This window comes from Robertkochia aurantiaca (assembly GCF_020166495.1).
Classification (GTDB): Bacteria; Bacteroidota; Bacteroidia; order Flavobacteriales; family Flavobacteriaceae; genus Robertkochia; species Robertkochia aurantiaca.
In genome coordinates, this window is the sequence record NZ_JAINZS010000004.1 from 200,064 (window position 1) to 219,519 (window position 19,456).

At 47.6% G+C, this 19,456-nt stretch carries 12 protein-coding genes and 2 riboswitches; of the genes, 1 reads left to right on the plus strand and 11 read right to left on the minus strand.

The window, feature by feature from the left end; all coding sequences use genetic code 11:
* Positions 1 to 36: 36 nt before the first annotated feature.
* The 10 genes from metF to metK all read right to left on the minus strand — a co-directional run bounded on the left by metF (position 37) and on the right by metK (position 15,730).
* Positions 37 to 990 (minus strand): methylenetetrahydrofolate reductase [NAD(P)H], encoded by a 954-nt coding sequence (gene metF, locus K7R10_RS06660; protein WP_224483904.1) that lies wholly within the window; start codon positions 988 to 990, stop codon positions 37 to 39.
* A 22-nt stretch (positions 991 to 1,012) separates the two neighbouring features.
* Complete coding sequence (gene metH, locus K7R10_RS06665) at positions 1,013 to 3,697, minus strand: methionine synthase (protein WP_224483905.1); 2,685 nt, start codon at positions 3,695 to 3,697, stop codon at positions 1,013 to 1,015.
* On the minus strand, positions 3,694 to 4,695 hold the full coding sequence (locus tag K7R10_RS06670) for a homocysteine S-methyltransferase family protein (protein ID WP_224483906.1): 1,002 nt from the start codon (positions 4,693 to 4,695) through the stop codon (positions 3,694 to 3,696). Before K7R10_RS06670 ends, metH begins: the two co-directional genes overlap by 4 nt.
* A 101-nt stretch (positions 4,696 to 4,796) precedes the next feature.
* Positions 4,797 to 4,897, minus strand: a riboswitch (SAM riboswitch).
* A 105-nt stretch (positions 4,898 to 5,002) separates the two neighbouring features.
* A complete protein-coding gene (locus K7R10_RS06675; RefSeq protein WP_224483907.1) occupies positions 5,003 to 6,058 on the minus strand; it encodes an NAD(P)/FAD-dependent oxidoreductase in 1,056 nt (351 codons plus the stop codon).
* A gap of 5 nt (positions 6,059 to 6,063) precedes the next feature.
* Positions 6,064 to 6,639, minus strand: a complete 576-nt coding sequence (locus tag K7R10_RS06680; protein ID WP_224483908.1) for a precorrin-2 dehydrogenase/sirohydrochlorin ferrochelatase family protein — start codon at positions 6,637 to 6,639, stop codon at positions 6,064 to 6,066.
* A complete protein-coding gene (gene cobA / locus K7R10_RS06685) occupies positions 6,636 to 7,424 on the minus strand; it encodes a uroporphyrinogen-III C-methyltransferase (RefSeq protein WP_224483909.1) in 789 nt (262 codons plus the stop codon). The genes K7R10_RS06680 and cobA overlap by 4 nt, the downstream gene beginning before the upstream one ends.
* Complete coding sequence (locus K7R10_RS06690) at positions 7,421 to 9,517, minus strand: ferredoxin-like domain-containing protein (protein ID WP_224483910.1); 2,097 nt, start codon at positions 9,515 to 9,517, stop codon at positions 7,421 to 7,423. The genes cobA and K7R10_RS06690 overlap by 4 nt, the downstream gene beginning before the upstream one ends.
* A 76-nt stretch (positions 9,518 to 9,593) precedes the next feature.
* The gene (locus tag K7R10_RS06695) at positions 9,594 to 10,766 is read right to left on the minus strand and encodes a trans-sulfuration enzyme family protein (protein WP_224483911.1); all 1,173 of its coding nucleotides are present in this window, start codon (positions 10,764 to 10,766) and stop codon (positions 9,594 to 9,596) included.
* A gap of 17 nt (positions 10,767 to 10,783) precedes the next feature.
* Positions 10,784 to 14,173 (minus strand): bifunctional aspartate kinase/homoserine dehydrogenase I, encoded by a 3,390-nt coding sequence (gene thrA / locus K7R10_RS06700; protein ID WP_224483912.1) that lies wholly within the window; start codon positions 14,171 to 14,173, stop codon positions 10,784 to 10,786.
* A 119-nt stretch (positions 14,174 to 14,292) separates the two neighbouring features.
* A riboswitch (SAM riboswitch) is annotated at positions 14,293 to 14,394 on the minus strand.
* A gap of 76 nt (positions 14,395 to 14,470) precedes the next feature.
* Positions 14,471 to 15,730 (minus strand): methionine adenosyltransferase, encoded by a 1,260-nt coding sequence (metK, locus tag K7R10_RS06705; protein ID WP_224483913.1) that lies wholly within the window; start codon positions 15,728 to 15,730, stop codon positions 14,471 to 14,473.
* 303 nt (positions 15,731 to 16,033) lie between these two features.
* Here metK and K7R10_RS06710 point away from each other — a divergent pair, with 303 nt between their 5' ends.
* Complete coding sequence (locus K7R10_RS06710) at positions 16,034 to 16,648, plus strand: deoxynucleoside kinase (RefSeq protein WP_224483914.1); 615 nt, start codon at positions 16,034 to 16,036, stop codon at positions 16,646 to 16,648.
* 341 nt (positions 16,649 to 16,989) lie between these two features.
* On the opposite strand, the gene K7R10_RS06715 is transcribed toward K7R10_RS06710, so the two are convergent.
* Positions 16,990 to 19,341: a sodium-translocating pyrophosphatase gene (locus K7R10_RS06715; protein ID WP_224483915.1), complete on the minus strand. Its 2,352-nt coding sequence runs from the start codon at positions 19,339 to 19,341 to the stop codon at positions 16,990 to 16,992.
* Positions 19,342 to 19,456: the final 115 nt, after the last annotated feature.

Sequence of the window (19,456 nt, forward strand, 5' to 3'; positions counted from 1 at the left end):
TGGAGCTTAGGATTGACCGCAAATGTAACCGAAATTTCAGAAAAGGGCTTTTGCGATCGCCTTAATGTTATCTGATTTACCCATGGAATAATAATGCAGGACGGGAACTCCGGCCTCCTTCAGTTCTCTTGACTGCTCGATGCACCACTCAACCCCCACCTGTCTTACCGCTTTGTTGTCTTTACAGTCATCAACAGCCTGCACCAGATTTTCAGGAAGATCGATCTTGAAAACCTGCGGAAGCAACTGCAGGTGTTTTTTCACCGCGATAGGCTTGATACCCGGAATGATCGGCACCCCGATACCGGCTTCCCTTGCTTTTTCCACGAATTCAAAAAATTTGCTGTTGTCAAAAAACATCTGGGTAACGATATAATCAGCGCCCTGATCAACCTTTAGCTTGAGCTTTTGTAGATCAAAGGCCAGGGAAGGTGCTTCCAGATGCTTCTCAGGATAACCGGCCACCCCGATACAAAAATCAGCCTTGCTTCCTGCCTCGACGGTTTCATGCAGGTACTGCCCGCAGCTCAGATCCCTGATCTGTTTCACCAGGTCTGAGGCGTAAGCGTGACCGCCCTCGGTCTTTTCAAAATACCGCTGATGTTTCATGGCATCTCCCCTCAAAGCCATTACGTTCTCTATACCGAGATAATGACAGTCGACCAATAAATATTCTGTCTCCTCACGGGTAAAGCCCCCGCACAAGACGTGGGGTATGGTATCGACATCGTACTTATGCTTGATCGCAGCACAGATTCCAACCGTACCGGGTCGCATACGAGTGATCTTTCGCTCCAGCAGCCCCTCCTTTTCAATGTATATATATTCCTCTCTCGAAGTGGTTACATCGATAAAGGGCGGATTGAACTCCATCAGGGGATCAATATTGTTATAGAGCTCCTGGATGCTTTTTCCTTTTTTAGGAGGAATGATCTCAAATGAAAAGAGCGTATCACCCTTGGCTCTTTCTATGTGTTCGGTTACTTTCATAGTAGTTAAAGTGTGGTTTGTGTTAATCTGCGAGTACAGGACTCAGCCATTTTCGTGCTTCCTCAGGGGATATTCCCCGACGTTCCGCATAGCTCAGCAACTGATCTTCCTTGATCTTTCCAAGACCGAAATACCTGCTCTGCGGGTGAGCGAAATAGTAGCCCGATACCGAAGCGGCGGGCCACATGGCCAGGCTTTCTGTAAGGGTCACTCCGATTCGTTTTTCCACCTCAAGCAATTTCCAGATGGTCTTTTTTTCAAGGTGATCCGGGCAGGCCGGATAGCCGGGTGCAGGCCTGATTCCCTTATATGATTCTTTTATAAGCTCTTCATTGGTCAGCGCTTCCTTATCGGCATAGCCCCAGATCTCCTTTCTTACTCGTTCATGAAGGTACTCAGCAAAGGCTTCAGCCAATCTGTCGGCTATGGCCTTAACCATGATCGCATTATAGTCATCGAGACGTTTTTCATAGGTTGATGCCAGCTCTTCCACCCCAAAACCGCTGGTGACACAGAAGAGTCCTATATAATCAGTCTTTCCGCTATCGCCGGGGGCGACAAAGTCTGCCAGCGCCATGTTCGGAGCACCCTTTGTCTTCTGAGATTGCTGCCTCAGGGTGATCAGCCTGGCAAGAGCCTCTCCGTTTTCATTAAAAACCTGGATATCGTCATCATCAATCTGGTTGGCCGGAAATATGCCTACCACTCCACGAGGCTGCAGAGACCCTGCTGCGATCAGCTGCTTTAACATCGACTTTGCATCGGCATAGAGCGATGTGGCCTGTTCTCCCACCACCTCATCATCAAAGATCGCAGGAAACTTTCCGTGAAGATCCCATGACCTGAAAAAAGGCGTCCAGTCGATATAGTCCAAAAGATCATTGATCGAAACAGTCACTTCCTTTACTCCCGTAAATGCCGGTTTGGCAGGTTCAAATTCCTCCCAGTCCAGGGAGATCTTATTGGCTCTGGCCGTTTTCAGATCATGGAATTTCTTTTCGCGCGACCGGTTCAGGTATCCTTCCCGAAGTTTGGTGTACTCATCCTGGAGTGATTGTACATAAATCTCTCTTCCTGCCTCCTTCTGCAGCAGATTACCTGCTACCGTTACCGCCCTTGAAGCATCATTCACATGCACCAGCGGCCCGGTATATTCAGGAGCGATCTTCACCGCCGTATGCGCCCTTGAAGTAGTGGCTCCCCCGATCATAAGGGGAAATTTTAATTTTTTCCTTTCCATCTCTTTGGCCAGAAAGACCATCTCGTCGAGAGAAGGGGTGATCAGTCCGCTCAGGCCGATGATATCCACGTTTTCATCAACAGCTGTCTGAAGAATCTTCTCGGGGGGCACCATTACCCCCAGATCGATCACCTCATAATTATTGCAGCCCAGCACCACACTTACAATATTCTTACCGATATCGTGTACGTCTCCCTTAACGGTTGCCATCAAAACCTTTCCTGCGGAAGAATTTGTCTGATCTTTTTCAGCTTCGATATAAGGCAATAAATGCGCCACTGCCTTTTTCATCACCCTTGCAGATTTGACCACCTGCGGAAGAAACATCTTTCCGCTTCCGAAAAGATCTCCCACCACATTCATACCTGTCATCAAAGGCCCTTCTATGACCTCAATGGGGCGGTCTGCCTGCACCCTGGCCTCCTCGACGTCGACAACAATAAATTCATCAATACCTTTGACCAGTGCATGAGTGATACGCTCCTGAAGTGGATCGTTTCTCCATTCAAGATTTGATCGACTGCTTGTTTTACCATTCCCTTTTACCTTCTCTGCATATTCCAGGAGTCTTTCTGTAGCATCATCACTCCGGTCAAGCAGAACATCTTCCACATAATTCAGTAATTCAGCAGGAATCTCATCATATACCTCAAGCATTTGCGGGTTCACGATCCCCATAGTCATACCATGCTGAATCCCGTGGTAAAGGAAGGCAGAATGCATAGCTTCACGAACCGTATTATTACCCCTGAACGAAAATGACACGTTACTCACCCCTCCGCTCACATGGGCGCAAGGAAGGTTTTCACGTATCCATTTTGTGGCCTTGAAAAAGTCAACCGCATTACTACGGTGCTCTTCCATACCGGTAGCCACGGGAAAAACGTTCGGGTCAAAGATGATATCTTCAGCAGGAAAGTTTACCTTGTTCACCAACACCTCATACGATCTTTTACAGATCTCTATGCGTCTTTCATAGGTATCGGCCTGACCCTTCTCATCAAAGGCCATAACGATAACTGCAGCTCCATAACGCTTGATCTTCTTAGCCTGAGCGATAAAAACCTCTTCTCCTTCCTTCAGGCTGATGGAATTCACCACACCCTTTCCCTGGATTACTTTCAGACCCGCCTCAATGATCTCCCATTTCGAACTGTCGATCATCACCGGCACCCTGGCAATATCAGGTTCAGCGGCGATCAGGTTAAGAAAGGTTGTCATAGCTGCGACTCCGTCGATCATCCCCTCATCCATATTCACATCGATGATCTGGGCTCCTCCTTCGACCTGTGCCCTGGCTATTTCCACAGCAGCTTCAAAATCGCCTTCCCTGATGAGATTGAGAAATTTTCTGGACCCTGTAACATTGGTTCGTTCGCCTATGTTCACAAAGTTCGTGTCGGCAGTGATCACCAGAGGCTCCAGTCCTGAGAGCATCAGGCTCCTATCACATAGTGCTTTCTTCATGCAGTCTGAGTAATTTTCCTGGGTTCGTATTGAGCTGCCACCTCGGCAATTTTCCGAATGTGTTCAGGAGTCGTGCCGCAGCATCCTCCCACTATATTCACGATACCTTCTTTCAGGTATGATTCAAGCAGGTCTTGCATGGCTTGCGGTGTTTGATCATACTCCCCAAAATGATTGGGCAGTCCGGCGTTAGGATAAGCAGAAACATAGAACCTGCTTTTCTGAGCAAGCCGCTTCACGTATGGCAGTAACTGATCTGCACCCAAGGCGCAGTTAAACCCTACGCTGAGAAGATCAATATGGGAAATGCTGATAAGAAAAGCTTCTGCTGTCTGACCTGAGAGTGTTCTTCCGGAAGCATCGGTGATAGTTCCACTCACCATGACGGGCACATCAACCTCCTTTTCTTCTTTCACCTCTTCTATGGCAAAAAGCGCTGCTTTGGCATTGAGGGTATCGAAAACCGTCTCTACCAAAAGGAGATCAACACCGCCATCGATAAGACCTGTCACCTGTTGCTTATAAGCTGCTTTCAGACGATCGAAATCGATGGCCCTGAATCCCGGGTTATTCACGTCTGGCGACATACTGGCCGTTTTATTGGTGGGGCCCATAGCCCCTGCCACGAATCGCGGCCTCTGCGGATCAGCTTCGGTAAATTTTCGAGCTGCTTCTGCAGCAATGCGTGCAGAAGCGAGATTTATATCATAAACGGCTTCTTCCATTCCATAGTCGGCCATACCCACGGTGGTAGAAGAAAAAGTATTGGTCTCAATAATGTCTGCACCCGCTTCGAGGTATGCCTCGTGAATCTCACCGATCGCCTTGGGCTGCGTTAGCGAAAGCAGGTCGTTATTGCCTTGCTGCGGAAGGGGTGCATTCCTGAAAAGCCTTCCTCTGAAATCTTCCTCCTTAAATTTATAACGCTGTAACATAGTACCCATCGCACCGTCAAGCACCAGGATTCTGCGGTCTAATTCCTCTCTGATATTCTTCATATTGTTTACGTTTCTCCGGTCGTACTGACGCATGCGAAAGCGACCGTGAATTCTTTACACGATGGTGTTATCAGGCTAGAGGAAAAAGGGAAAAAGAGTAATCGTTATCTTTCCTTTTAGGGTAGAATGTAGCACCTTCTCTGAAGTCAGAGGGTTGCTAAGGTTTCAACGGGTCTAGTCCCTTCACCTTTCTTGATAACACGTAATAATGTAATGAACTTCGCTGCAAATATAAAGACTATATGTTTACCTGCAAATAACCACGGGATTTTCGCCATAGTAAGAAGCTGTCGCTCTTCAAAAGGGATCATACCAGGGTTCTTACCACTTCTTTTTTCGCTTCTTTCTTACTTCCGTCAAAGCCCTGAATACCACCTACTGTGGTGTATTTCATCACGAAACGCTTATCGGGATACATATGCTTAAATGCGCTCTGGCAGGCAATAGCCGCTTCATGAAAACCGGAAAGAATAAGTTTCAGTTTACCGGGATAGGTATTGACATCTCCGACTGCATAGATACCGGGTCTGTTGGTAACATAATCATAGGCATTATCAACCCTTATCGCATTTTTTTGGATCTCAAGCCCCCAATTGGCGATGGGGCCCAGCTTGGGTGAGAGACCGAAAAGCAATAACAGGTAATCGGTCTCCAGAGATATATGACCGTATTCCTTTTGAGATACCGTGATACTTTGAAGTTTTTCTGTACCCGCCAAAGCGGTGACTTCTGCAGGGGTGATCACTGAAACCTTTCCGCTGCGGGCCAAACCGGCGACCTTATCAACAGAGTCGGCAGCGCCTCTGAATTCATTCCTTCTGTGCACCAGCGTGATCTCAGATGCGATTTCCGCCAGCTCTATGGTCCAGTCGAGGGCAGAATCACCTCCACCGGCAACCACCACCTTTTTATCTCTGAATACCTCAGGATCCTTTACCATATAGAGCACCCCTTTGCTCTCGAATTCCTCCAGCCTTTCGAGAACCGGCTTTCGGGGCTCAAACGAACCCAATCCTCCCGCTATGATCACCACTCTGGCATGATGAGGGGTTCCACTGTCGGTAGTCACGATAAAACTCCCGTCTTCCTGTTCTGAAATGGTCTCTGCTCTTTCACCAAGGGTGAATCCGGGTTCAAAGGGTGCGATCTGCTTCATCAGGTTTTCGATGAGCTGCCCTGCCCTGACCTCAGGAAAACCCGGAATGTCATAGATCGGTTTTTTAGGGTATAATTCGGTACACTGGCCTCCGGGTTGAGGCAGAGCATCGATCAAATGGCATCTGAGGTTCAGAAGACCTGCCTCAAAAACGGTAAAAAGACCGGTCGGACCGGCACCGATGATTAAAATATCTGTTTGTATCATAAAAATTATTTAGCTGTTAAAGATTTGGTTATTCGGTTGAGTTCAGCAACACGAAAGGCAAAATCGGCTTTGAGGGTATCGCGATATTCATGCAGGTTTCGAATTAGTTCGTCGATGTCATCGGGCAGTATCTGTTCGAAAAACTGCCGGAGCCTTTTGGCCACCGTTGGTGATTGTCCGTTAGTGGAAATCGCTATTTTAAGATTCCCCCTGGTCACGATACCTCCCATATAGAAATCGCATAAAGGGGGGTTATCGGCCACGTTAACCCATATACCAAGACGCCGGCAATCGTTGTACACCTTCTTATTTACCTCAGGTTGATCTGTGGTGGCGATCACCAGTTGCTTCTCCTTCAGGTATAATGGGTAATAATGGTCTCTGATGATCTTAAGATTGAATTTCCTGGCCCACTCAAGGGTCTCATCCCTGAACTCAGGTGCTACAAGGGTGATACGAGCCTGCGGACTGGATCGCAGTATGAACTGCAGTTTTTCAAGTGCTACGTTTCCCCCGCCAACGATGAGGGTTTCCATCTTGTCTAACTTCAGGAATACAGGGTAAAGCTGATTCTGTTTCATCGCATATGAGTTTGTAGTTGTTGGTTTCTTATTTTTTCTTTCAGTGCTGTTATTTCGTGCCTGTGATTGACAACGTCTCCGATAACAATGACCGCCGGATTGGCTATTTTCTCTTCCCTGACCATTTCAGGCATATATCTTACAGGCCCTGTAACTATACGTTCATCGGGCATGGTCCCGTTCTGAATGACCGCCATCGGGGTGCCTCCCCTTCCGCAGGCACAGAAAAGCTCACAGATATCATTCAGCCTGCTCATCCCCATCAGAATAACAACGGTGGCTGTGGAACGGGCAGCCAGTTGAATATCGGCAGAGAGTTCATGGTCCCGGGTTGTGCCTGTAATGACCCAAAAGCTCTCAGATACCTTTCGCTGCGTCATCGGAATGGATTGTAAGGCCGGGACGGAGAGAGCAGATGACAAGCCGGGTATCACTGTCACCGGTATCCCCCTTTCCTTCACATAGGTCATTTCTTCAGCTCCCCGACCGAAAACAAAAGGATCTCCACCCTTAAGCCTCACCACATGCCCGTGAGACTCAGCACGGCTTACCATCAATTCATTGATCTGATCCTGCTGATAGGCATAACAACCCTTGCGCTTACCCACGAAAATCAGTTCTGCTCCGCGGGGAACAAACCTCAGCAATTGCTTGTCTATCAAAGCATCATAAAGCACCACATCTGCAGTACCCAATGCCTTTAGCCCTTTGAGCGTTATCAGCTCAGGGTCTCCCGGTCCAGCCCCCAGCAGGGTTACCTTTGGTTGGTTGTTTAAAGCTTTCATCGGGCTACCTGATTTTTTCGAAAGGAATCTGCCCGGATATAGAAATCAAGAGCCGATTCGAAATAAGACCGGGCAAAGGCCTGATCAGGTTCATTTTCTCTTATGCGATAGACGGTATCTTTAAACGATTCAGGGAATTCACTTTTATACTCAACAACAAAGTTTTGTTCAAAACCGTCGATGATCCCTGCATGAGTGTTGGTCTTTTCGCCGGCACCGGTCAGAAGTGCCTTGGCACTATTTACCAGGGCACTATATGAATAATATACTGCATCGGCCCAGCGGGTCTGTTCCAGCGCAGTTCTTGCATTGTCAAGCTTTTCTTCACTTTCGAAGAGCAGGGTTGCAACCAGGTCAATAACCACTCCTGCACATTCCCCTATACCTACCTCTTTGATGTAGTTTTCCCGGTGCCCCCAGTCGATCAGTTCATCAGGGCTCAGGTTCGTGATATCTGAAAGAGGTTTTAGCAATTGGTAGAAATATGACTGAGTACGGGTATCGTAATACTCAAGGAAATCTTCAAAGCCCTCTCCATGGGCTTTATAGTCATCTAAAAGCAACTTTAAGGCCTGCGGTCCTCGCTTTGAAGGTATCTTAATCACCTTATCGGCAAATCTTCCGCTACCCTTTCCTGTAACCCCTCCACCCAAAAGAATCTGCAATGCGGGAGCCACCTCTCCGGAAGGGGTTTTCACCGACATTCCCTGAAACCCGATATGCGCCATATTGTGTTGTCCGCAGGCATTCATGCAGCCACTGATCTTAATGGTGAGGGATGTATCGGCCCTGAATTCGGGATATTCTTCATTCAGAACCCGCTCGAGCTCTGCTGCGATCCCGGTACTGTTCGCTATACCCAGGTTACAGGTATCGGTACCCGGACAAGCGGTTATATCATTGATGCGGTTGTAACCCACTTCTGCAAAACCCGCTTCAGACAATGCATGATAAAGAGCATACAAGCTGCGTGCAGGGATATGGCGAATGAGTATATCCTGCCTGAGGGTTAGGCGTAACTCTGCATCAGGAAAATAGTTCAATATTTCAGCCAGTTTACGTGCCTGGTCAGAACTGAAGTTCCCAAGCCGTACTTTGACTCCGACCGCATAATAGCCCGGCTGTTTCTGCGAAAGAACATTATACGCGAACCACTGATCATAAACGGTGTCTCCCTTATGCGAATCAACGAGATCTTCCGCGCCTTCCGATTCTGGCAATGCTACTGCAAACGGTTCAGGGTCGATCTCATAACGCTTTTGCGACAGGGCCTTTTGCTCTTTATCTACAAGGGCAAGGAAGGCTTCGGTACCGATGTCCCTAAGCAGGAATTTCAGGCGGGCTTTCAGGCGTTTTGCACGCTCGCCATGGCGATCGAATATTCTCAGTACCGCTTCTGTAATGGGTATCAGCTCTTCTGCCGGAAGAAATTCATGTATCACATCGGCTTCCCGAGGCTGGGATCCGAGTCCGCCGCCCAACAAAACACGAAAACCTCTTCGCCCCCCGGTCAGTCTTGGGATGAATCCGAGATCATGAATGAAGGTCAGGGCCGTATCTCTGTCTGAAGATGAGAAAGCGATCTTGAACTTTCTGCCCATTTCCTGACAAACGGGGTTTCTGAGAAAAAACCTGAATACAGCATCGGCATAGGGAGAAACGTCAAACACTTCCTCCGGATCGATACCTGCTTCCGGGCTGGCTGTCACATTCCGTACGGTGTTACCGCATGCCTCGCGAAGGGTTACATCATCCCTTTCCAACTCGGCCCATAATTCCGGAGTACGATCGAGTTCCACATGGTGAATCTGAATATCCTGGCGGGTGGTAATATGCAAACGGCCGTTTGAATACCGGTCGGAAACATCGGCTATTCGTCGCAGCTGATTAAGGGTTAATCTGCCGAAAGGTATTTTGATACGTATCATCTGTACCCCGGGTTGTCTTTGCCCATATACCCCTCTGGCCAGCCTGAGGCTCCTGAACCTTTCTTCGTCTATGGAACCCTCCTTGAAGAGACGAATCTTACGTTCGAGCTCAATGATATCTCTTTCCACCACCGGGTTTTCGAGCTCTGTTCTGAAACTTTTCATAATTATCTACTTAATCTATAGGTTTATTGATTTTTAGGTTTTAAAAAAAGGTGCCGCAGCACCTTTCGGTTGGTATTTAAACTGTTTCCAGCGCTTGTTTCAAGTCTGCGATAATATCTTCTGCCGCCTCAAGTCCGACTGATACACGAACCAGTCCGTCAGTGATACCGACCTCCAGCCGGTCTTCTTCAGACAACTTGCTGTGAGTGGTCGAGGCGGGATGAGTAACTATGGTTCGGGTATCGCCCAGATTTGCAGAGAGGGAGCACATTTGAATGGCATTAAGAAATCTCCGACCGGCCTCAATACCTCCTTCGATCTCAAAAGCCACGACACTACCTCCCTTTTTCATCTGTTTCCTGGCGATCTCATAGCCGGGATGTGACTTCAGAAAGGGATATTTCACCTGTCTTACCCGCGGGTGTTCTTCCAGAAACCGGGCAGCTTCGAGGGCATTATCACAATGGCGATCGACTCGTACGGCCAGGGTTTCCAGACTCTTTGAAAGCACCCAGGCGTTGAAAGGAGAAAGGGCCGGGCCGGTATTTCTTGCAAACAGGTAGATCTCCCTGATCAGGTCTTCGCGGCCTACCGTCACACCGCCCAGCACCCTGCCCTGCCCGTCAATCAGTTTGGTGGCAGAGTGAATGACCAGGTCTGCTCCGAACTTAATCGGTTGTTGCAGATAAGGTGTGGCAAAGCAATTATCGACTATAAATATCAGATCATGTTTTTTAGCCAGTGCCGACAAGGCTTCCAGGTCGAGAAGATCCACTCCCGGATTGGTCGGCGTTTCCACATAGAGGCAACGGGTTTCGGGTCTGATCAGGCTTTCAACCTTATCGGCCTCTTCCACCTTGAAATAGCTGGTTTCGATATTCCACTTCGGAAGAAACTTTGTAAACAGCGAATGGGTGGAACCGAATACCGAACGACAGGATACTATATGATCCCCGCTGTTTAAAAGGGCTGCAAAGGTCGAAAATACCGCACCCATCCCGGTAGCAAAGGCATATCCGGATTCAGCTCCCTCCATCTGGCAGATCTTCTGAACGAATTCAGATGTATTGGGATTGGTGAACCGGCTGTAAAGGTTGCGTTCCTTTTCCTCGGCAAAAGAAGCTCTCATATCTTCGGCATCTTCAAACACAAAACTTGATGTAAGGTATAAGGGAACAGAATGCTCCAGGTTTTCAGACCTGTCGATCTGAGTTCGAATAGCCAGGGTTTCAAAATTATCGTAGCTCATATAAGGTATCTTTTCTGTTAATTCTTTTCAGTGAGTTTGAGGATATCGCCAAACACCCCGCGGGCGGTTACTTCTGCCCCTGCACCTGCTCCTTTAATAACTATGGGATGCTCTCCGTAAGATTCGGTATAGATCTCGAAAATCGAATCTGCACCTGTTACCCCTCCGAGAGAGCTTTGTGAAGGTACGCTTACCAGTTTCACTTCGAGTATTCCCTTTTCCTGCTGTAAATCTCCGTGAAGATCTCCCACGTATCTAAGCACGTGACCCGGCTCCTGCCCGGCGCGAAGCTCCTCATAGGTTTTATTAAAAACCTGCAGGTTTTCAAGAAAGTGCTCTTTTGCCCAATCACGGGCTTCTTCAGGCACCAGGTTTTGTATGTTCACATCTCCCATCTCGTTGCTCAGATCCAGTTCTCTGGCCAGAATAAGCAATTTCCTGGCTACATCAGCCCCGGAAAGATCTTCCCTTGGGTCTGGTTCAGTGTACCCCTTATCGATCGCTTCGGAGAGTACCGAGCTAAAGTCTTCATCGCCATTTGAAAAACGGTTAAAAAGAAAACTCAGGCTGCCCGAGAAGACCCCCCTGATACGGGTAATATTTTCCCCGGAAAGATGCAGCAGTCTTATAGTATCGATCAGAGGGAGGCCGGCACCCACATTGGTTTCATAGAGGTATCGCTTTTTGTTTTCCTCGAGGGTACTGCGCAGTGATTTATAAGCATCAAAGCCTATGGTATTGGCGATCTTATTGGATGACACAAGATCGAAACCTGCTTTAATCAGCGTCTCGTAGGAGGTCACAAACTCTCTGCTGGCTGTATTATCAACTGCGATCAGGTTACCGAGATGGTTTTGCCTGGCAAAATCGATGATCGACTCAACCGAGCTTTCCTGCTCGCTTCGGGAAACAGCATCCCGCCAGTTCTCATCTACTCCGTTCGCCTGCAGCAGCACCTTTTTTGAATTGGCTACCGCAAAAATATTAAGCCTGATGCGCTTGCGATTTTCAATATTATCTGCCGATCTCAGGATCTGATCTATCAGGGCTCCACCCACGGTGCCGTGACCGAAAACTGCAATGTTGATCGATTTTGAAACCCCGAAAATTTCACCATGAATCACGTTCAGTGCCTTGTGAAGATCAGCCTTATGAACGACCAGGCTGACATTTTTACCTGTAACGGTATTATTGAACAGAACCGGCACTACTTTATTCCTGATCAGGGTAGTGTAAGGCTCATGAAAGTCGCTGAGGTCCTGACCGATGATCGAGATCACCGAAACCTCATCGGTTACGGCAATGCGGTTGACATCACGGGCATAAAAGTCATTTTCGAACTCTCTTTCCAGTGCCACTACCGCATCGGTGGCTCTTGCTGCACTGACAACCAGACCGATACCCCGCTCAGAAGAACCCTGTGAGATGATACTCACGCTGATATCTTCTCTGCCCAGGGCTTTAAAAATACGGGCATCTATACCTGCTTTCCCTAAAAGCCCCCGCCCCTCCAGGTTGATAAGGGCCACATCTTCGAGTACAGACAGGGATTTAATACCCTTCTTATCAGATCCGGCGCTGATCAGCGTACCTTCATTATCGGGATTGAAGGTATTGAGAATTCGCAGGGGGATATTTTTTTCCAGGAGTGGAATAATGGTCTTGGCATGCAGAATGGTAGCCCCGAAATTAGCCAGCTCATTGGCTTCATTGAAGGAAAGCTCCCTGATACGTTTGGCCGCCGGCACCAATTCCGGATTGGCGGTAAAGATTCCGTCAACATGCGTATAGTTCTGTAATTCTCCGGCATCGAGATAATTGGCCAGCAATGCGGCAGTATAGTTGCTTCCGTTACGACCCAGGGTGGTGGTTTCATTCTTTTCATTCGAACCGATAAAGCCGGTCAGAACATTTACGGTAGTACCGTTATAGGTTCGGAAATGTCTGAGTATATTCTCTTTTGATAATTTATCGATAGGCTGGGCATCACCGAACTTTTCACTGGTCTTGATCAATTTTCTGGTGTCTGTAAAATGAGCATTCACCCCACTATTCTGCAGCAGTTTACTCACGATAAGCCCTGAAAGCACCTCTCCCTGAGCCAACACTTCATCTTTTACCTTATCGCTGTAGTCGCCCAGCAATAACACCCCTTCGAAGAGCTCTTGCAGTTTATGGAACACCTCGCTGAGATCAGCATCGGGACATACGAGTTGCTGGTAGCTTTTGAAATTGCCAAAAAGCTCTTCGTATGGCTGCTTTGAAGCAGCACGGTTCAGGATCTCCAGCAGTTCATCGGTAGCTGTATTCCTGGCTGAGACCACCACCGCCAGGCGTTCCCCAGAGTTGACCTTATCGCGTATAATTTTTATGGCATTCTCTATTCCCGGTCCGTTAGCGAGGGAACGCCCTCCGAATTTCAGTACGATCATTTTGCGTTTTTTAGATTCAGGTGAAAAAATTTCTTCTATGAGTTTGGTTAGTTGTTCTGTTTCTATCAGGAAGGCATCATGCCCGTGAACCGAAACGATCTCGCCGTATCCTACCTTATCACTTGAACGGGCGAGTTGCTTATAGGTTTCACGATTTTCTTCAGCCGTAAAGAAAAGGTCTGAATTCACCCCAATGATGTGAATATGGGCCCTGATGTTCTCCAACACCTGGAAAGCCTGATCGGTACCCCGGGTAATATCGATGGTCTTCAGCAACTGGTTCATCAGCCTGTAGGCCGAAACCTGGAAGCGTTCCTGTAATTTCTTCCCGTGATGCAGCAACCAGCTCTCCACGTTAAAGACCTGCAATTCTTCGTTGGTAGAACGGTGAAAACGCTCCTTGAAAGATTCCGGGGTCCGGTAACATAGCATGGCATGCATGCGGGCATCATGCACCGGATCATTTGAATTGTTGAGAATTCGCTCCTGGATCTGACAGTTAGCGATCAGCCAGTCGGTCGATTTCCAGTCGGTAGCTACCGGGATAAGATGTGAAGTAATATCAGGAGCCAGCGCAGCCATTTCCCAGGCTATACCGCCTCCCAGTGACCCTCCTATGATAGCATACAGCTTTTCGACCCTGAGCAACTCCAGGCCCAACAGAAAAATACGCGCCATGTCTCTGGCGACGAATTCCTGGTACTCTTCGATCAAAAATCCGTCATAACCGTTGCCGGGAATATTAAAAGCAAGAATGGTGTATGTATGGGTGTCGATGGCCTTTCCGGGACCTATGAGGGTATTCCACCAGCCATCTTTACCTGCCACTTCAGAGTTCCCGGTAAGGGCATGGTTCACCAGTACAACCGGGGCACTGCCGAGCTCGGGACCGAAGGTATGGTAGGAAAGTTCCATATCGGTTCGGTACCCGCTCAGGGTAGTAAAATCAGGTATATGCAGCCTTTTCAGTTTCATTTTAACATTCAAATTACAAGCACGAAAAAGGCGTTGACAACACTGTGAAAAAAGTGATGTCGTTAATTGAAAATGTTAAAAAGAAAGGCTGATAGCCATTTTGAAAAAAATGGACAGGCATGTTATCTATCCCTTTACGGGTAGAATGTAGCACCTTCTCTGCAGACAGAGGGTTGCTAAGGCTTCAACGGGTCTATTCCCTACACCTTTCTTGATAACAATTCAATAAGTGCCTGAACGTGGAAATCAAAGATTCAGAAATAATATCTGAATATCCAAATTATTTTCTCTAAGTTTTTATTTCAGATCGAAAGCAGCCTTCACCTGGTCTACATAATCCAGTTTCTCCCAGGTAAATAGCTCGACCTCTTTCTCTACGCGTCCGCTGTATGGCGACTCAAAAACCTTCTTTACCATACGGGGCGCTTTCCCCATATGACCATAAGCAGCAGATTCCAGATAGATTGGGTTTCTGAGCTTCAGGCGGGATTCTATGGCAAAGGGTCTCAGATCAAAGATCTGCTTCACTTTCTGTGAAATAGCTCCGTCGCTCAGGTCCACCTTAGAAGTGCCGTAGGTATTCACGTATACGGATGTAGGTTCAACCACCCCGATTGCATAGCTTAACTGCACCAGTATCTCATCGGCTACTCCTGCAGCCACCAGGTTCTTGGCAATATGACGGGCAGCATAGGCTGCACTGCGGTCTACCTTGCTCGGATCTTTTCCTGAGAAGGCACCACCACCGTGTGCTCCTTTCCCTCCGTAGGTATCAACAATGATCTTTCTTCCGGTCAGACCGGCATCTCCGTGCGGACCACCGATCACGAATTTACCGGTAGGATTGATGTGGTAAGTGATATCATCGTTGAAGAGTTCCTGAACATATGCCGGTAAACGAAGCTTTACCCTGGGAATGAGGAAATCGTGTATATCTTTTTTGATCTGTTCCAGCATTCTGGTATCATCTTTATCGAAAGGATCGTGCTGGGTAGAAATCACGATAGTATCGATACGCTGCGGAACATTCTCATCTGAATATTCGATGGTCACCTGGGCCTTGGCATCAGGCCTCAGGTAGGGCATATCTTTAGCCTCCTTTCTAAGTGCTGCCAGTTCCTGCAGGATCTTATGAGAAATATCCAGAGCCAATGGCATGAAATTCTCGGTTTCCCGGGTAGCATAGCCAAACATCATACCCTGGTCACCGGCACCCTGCTCTTCTTTATTCGCTCTGTCAACCCCCTGATTTATGTCCTGAGATTGCTCATGTATCAAAGAAATTACGCCACAGGAGTCACCGCTGAACTGGTATTCTCCCTTGGTATACCCGATATTGTTGATCACCTCTCTGGCTATTGACTGTACATCCAGATAGGTATCGCTCTTGACCTCTCCGGCCAGAACGACCTGTCCGGTGGTTACGAGAGATTCACAGGCTACCTTACTTTCGGGGTCGAATGCCAGAAAATGATCCAACAACGCATCACTGATCTGATCAGCAATTTTATCGGGGTGTCCTTCACTCACCGATTCGGAGGTAAATAAATATGCCATAAACGTTCTTTGCTATATTCGTGGAGGCGATTGACGAGACCCGTCTAAAGAAGTTTTCACTGCTTTAGCGCTTTTTTTACGAGGTGGCAATCAGTCAAATCTGTCCTCAAATTTCGATTGCAAATGTACATAAATCTGGTAAAATGAAAAACAGCTACCGGGGAATTATTGCCGTCTTTCAGCCGATCTATAAAATAAGGTGCTGCCAGACCATTTTAACTTAAAAAGTGTTTCTGAAGCTGCCGATATCTTGTATATTTATCTTCCCCTAGCTAATAATTTACTAACTAAAATTTCTTATCGATGCATGTCGCTATTGCAGGTAACATAGGTGCAGGAAAGACTACGCTCACACGTTTACTGGCCAAACACTTTTCATGGGAGCCTCATTTCGAAGATGTGGTAGACAATCCGTATCTCGATGACTTCTACAACCAGATGGAACGCTGGAGCTTTAACCTGCAGATCTACTTCCTGAACACCCGTTTCAAACAGATACTGCAGATCAGGCAAAGCGGCAAGAACATCATACAGGACCGGACCATCTATGAAGATGCTTTTATTTTCGCGCCCAACCTTCACGCAATGGGCCTGATGACGAACCGGGATTTTCAAAACTACATCTCCCTGTTCAATATGATGGAAGAGCTGGTACAATCTCCGGATCTTCTGATCTATCTGCGCAGTTCAATTCCCAACCTGGTCAACCAGATACATAAACGAGGGAGGGACTATGAAAATTCTATTTCCATCGATTATCTAAGCCGCTTGAATGAGCGCTACGAAGCCTTTATTCACGAGTATGATCGCGGCAAACTGCTGATCGTTGATGTAGACCGCTACAATTTTGTGGATTCACAGGAAGACCTCGGAGAGGTGATCAATAAGATCGACGCTGAATTGCACGGGTTGTTTTAGAGGTTAAACGGTTATGCGGTGATACGGTTATGCAGTTATGCGGTTAAACGGTGATGCGGTGATACAGTTTTCAGGAAAGGACCCCATGCACCATTCACCATTCACCATTCACCATTCTCTAATACAATCCTTCCGCAATTATCTTCCCGATCAATCAGATAATGGGGGAGGTCAAAAGGTGAAAATGTTTTGGTAAGAAGATAGAATTAATTCCCCATACAACGCCTCACCCCATACCCCCATCACTCCATACCTTCATACCTTCATACCTCCATACCCCCATCACCAAAAAAAAAGCGACACCTTTCGGCATCGCTTTTTATATCAGGAGTAAAATATTCTTATTCCTTCATTTTTTCAACCTCAGCTTTTATTTCTGCCTCGGTTCCTTCGAGAGTCTTCTCATCGGTGATGGTTTCTCCGTTTTCGGTTCTGACCGTTTTGATCACCGCTGTGGTTTTTTCTCCTTCGGTTTCAGCTTTAATCTCAACCATGATCTCCTTTTTGATCTCCTGGTCAGCAGCCATCATACTTTCTTCAGCACCATGACCACCGAGTATCGGTGCGATCACCAAACCTACCAGACAGGTAAGCTTGATCAGAATGTTCATCGATGGCCCTGAGGTATCCTTGAAAGGATCTCCCACTGTATCTCCGGTCACCGCAGCTTTATGTGCATCAGACCCCTTATAGGTCATCACTCCGTTAATCTCGACACCTGCTTCGAAAGACTTCTTGGCATTGTCCCATGCACCACCGGCATTGTTCTGGAAAATAGCCCACATCACACCCGATACACAGACTCCGGCCATATACCCTCCGAGAGGTTCAGCACCAAAGATCAGCCCCATCAATATCGGAGTGATGATAGTGATCAGTCCGGGTACCAACATTTCTTTCAAGGCAGCCTTGGTGGAGATCTCAACACACTTTCCATACTCCGGGGTAGCCTTTCCTTCCATAATACCGGGTATTTCCCTGAACTGTCGGCGCACTTCCTGCACCATTTCCATTGCGGCTTTACCCACCGATTTCATGGCAAGAGCCGAGAACACAACCGGAATCATTCCTCCGACGAACAGTGCTGCCAAAACATCTGCCTTAAAAATATTGATCCCTTCAATTCCTGTAAAGGTCACATAGGCAGCAAACAATGCAAGCGCCGTAAGTGCCGCTGAGGCGATGGCAAAACCTTTCCCGACAGCAGCAGTAGTATTCCCTACTGAATCGAGTATATCTGTTCTTTCGCGAACTTCCTTAGGCAGTTCACTCATCTCTGCAACACCTCCTGCATTATCAGCAATCGGACCAAAGGCATCGATTGCCAATTGCATGGCAGTGGTAGCCATCATGGCCGAAGCAGCCAGAGCCACCCCGTAAAAACCTGCCAGGGCATACGATCCGTAAATGGCCGCTGCAAAGAGCAATACTGACCAAAAGGTCGATTTCATACCTACTGCAAGTCCGGCAATGATATTGGTAGCTGCTCCGGTTGAACTGTTTTGAACGATATCGAGTACCGGTTTTTTACCCAAACTGGTATAATAAGCCGTCACATACGAGATCAAAGCTCCCACGGCAAGACCGATCAGTGTTGCATAGTATACATGTCTTGAAGGAATCGCTTTTGAGCCTTCTCCGAAAAAGTTCATCTGAAGCGTTTCCGGCAGCATCCAGTCAACAAGGAACCAGATCGCAATAAGTGTAAACCCTATGGCCACCCAGTTACCGGTATCAAGAGCGCGCTGAACATGCGGTTCTTTAGCATCGTTATCTTTTATCTTTACCAGGAAGGTTCCGATGATCGAAGCCAGTATTCCGACTCCGGCAATCACCAGCGGAAGAATCACCGGCCCCATATTGTTGAACGGATCGGTAAACGGCCCGTCGATACTCATATCCCGTATCACGTAGTTTCCTAACACCATGGCAGCAAGAACGGTTGCCACATAAGATCCGAAGAGATCTGCTCCCATACCGGCCACATCTCCAACATTATCACCAACGTTATCGGCAATGGTAGCGGGGTTTCTCGGATCATCTTCAGGAATTCCTGCCTCTACCTTTCCGACCAGGTCAGCACCCACGTCGGCAGCTTTGGTATAGATACCTCCCCCTACACGAGCAAAGAGTGCAATCGATTCTGCTCCTAGCGAAAAACCTGCCAATGCCTCAAGCACAACAGTCATCTCTTCATAGAAAGAACCACCCTGCCCTACGAACTGAGCAACAAAAAACATAAAGAACAAACTAAGCCCCAGCACGGCCAGTCCAGCTACCCCGAGCCCCATTACGGTACCTCCGCCAAAAGACACTTTCAATGCCTGTGGCAGACTGGTTTTAGCCGCTTCTGCAGTTCTTGCGTTAGCTTCGGTAGCTATTCGCATACCAATATTACCTGCCAGTGCCGAGAACACCGCCCCGAACACAAATGCCGGAACGATCATCCAGCTGGTGGTCTCAACCACGGTCGAAATACCAAACAGTGCCAGTGATGCAATCACTACGAAAATGAGCAGCAACCGGTACTCCGCATTCAGGAAAGCCAGCGCCCCTTCTTTAATACTTTTTGAAATCGACTGCATACGGTCATCCCCTGCAGCCTGCTTGCGAACCCAAACGGCCTTTACACCCATAAAAAAAAGGCCAAGAATGGCTAAGACTACGGGCAAGTAGATAATATTAGTTTCCATAAAATTGTTGATTGTTTAAGAAAATCCGGGTAAAAGTAAGAAAACAGCAACAATAAAAAAAGCAATAACCGAGTGGTTATTGCTTCTGTTAAAATTCGGAAAATATGATAATCTG

Excerpts from the sequence above, each read along its gene's own strand:
- metF (WP_224483904.1), bottom strand. The coding sequence starts at position 990 with ATGAAAGTAACCGAACACATAGAAAGAGCCAAGGGTGATACGCTCTTT.
- metH (WP_224483905.1), bottom strand. The coding sequence starts at position 3,697 with ATGAAGAAAGCACTATGTGATAGGAGCCTGATGCTCTCAGGACTGGAG.
- K7R10_RS06670 (WP_224483906.1), bottom strand. The coding sequence starts at position 4,695 with ATGAAGAATATCAGAGAGGAATTAGACCGCAGAATCCTGGTGCTTGAC.
- K7R10_RS06675 (WP_224483907.1), bottom strand. The coding sequence starts at position 6,058 with ATGATACAAACAGATATTTTAATCATCGGTGCCGGTCCGACCGGTCTT.
- K7R10_RS06680 (WP_224483908.1), bottom strand. The coding sequence starts at position 6,639 with ATGAAACAGAATCAGCTTTACCCTGTATTCCTGAAGTTAGACAAGATG.
- cobA (WP_224483909.1), bottom strand. The coding sequence starts at position 7,424 with ATGAAAGCTTTAAACAACCAACCAAAGGTAACCCTGCTGGGGGCTGGA.
- K7R10_RS06690 (WP_224483910.1), bottom strand. The coding sequence starts at position 9,517 with ATGAAAAGTTTCAGAACAGAGCTCGAAAACCCGGTGGTGGAAAGAGAT.
- K7R10_RS06695 (WP_224483911.1), bottom strand. The coding sequence starts at position 10,766 with ATGAGCTACGATAATTTTGAAACCCTGGCTATTCGAACTCAGATCGAC.
- thrA (WP_224483912.1), bottom strand. The coding sequence starts at position 14,173 with ATGAAACTGAAAAGGCTGCATATACCTGATTTTACTACCCTGAGCGGG.
- metK (WP_224483913.1), bottom strand. The coding sequence starts at position 15,730 with ATGGCATATTTATTTACCTCCGAATCGGTGAGTGAAGGACACCCCGAT.
- K7R10_RS06710 (WP_224483914.1), top strand. The coding sequence starts at position 16,034 with ATGCATGTCGCTATTGCAGGTAACATAGGTGCAGGAAAGACTACGCTC.
- K7R10_RS06715 (WP_224483915.1), bottom strand. The coding sequence starts at position 19,341 with ATGGAAACTAATATTATCTACTTGCCCGTAGTCTTAGCCATTCTTGGC.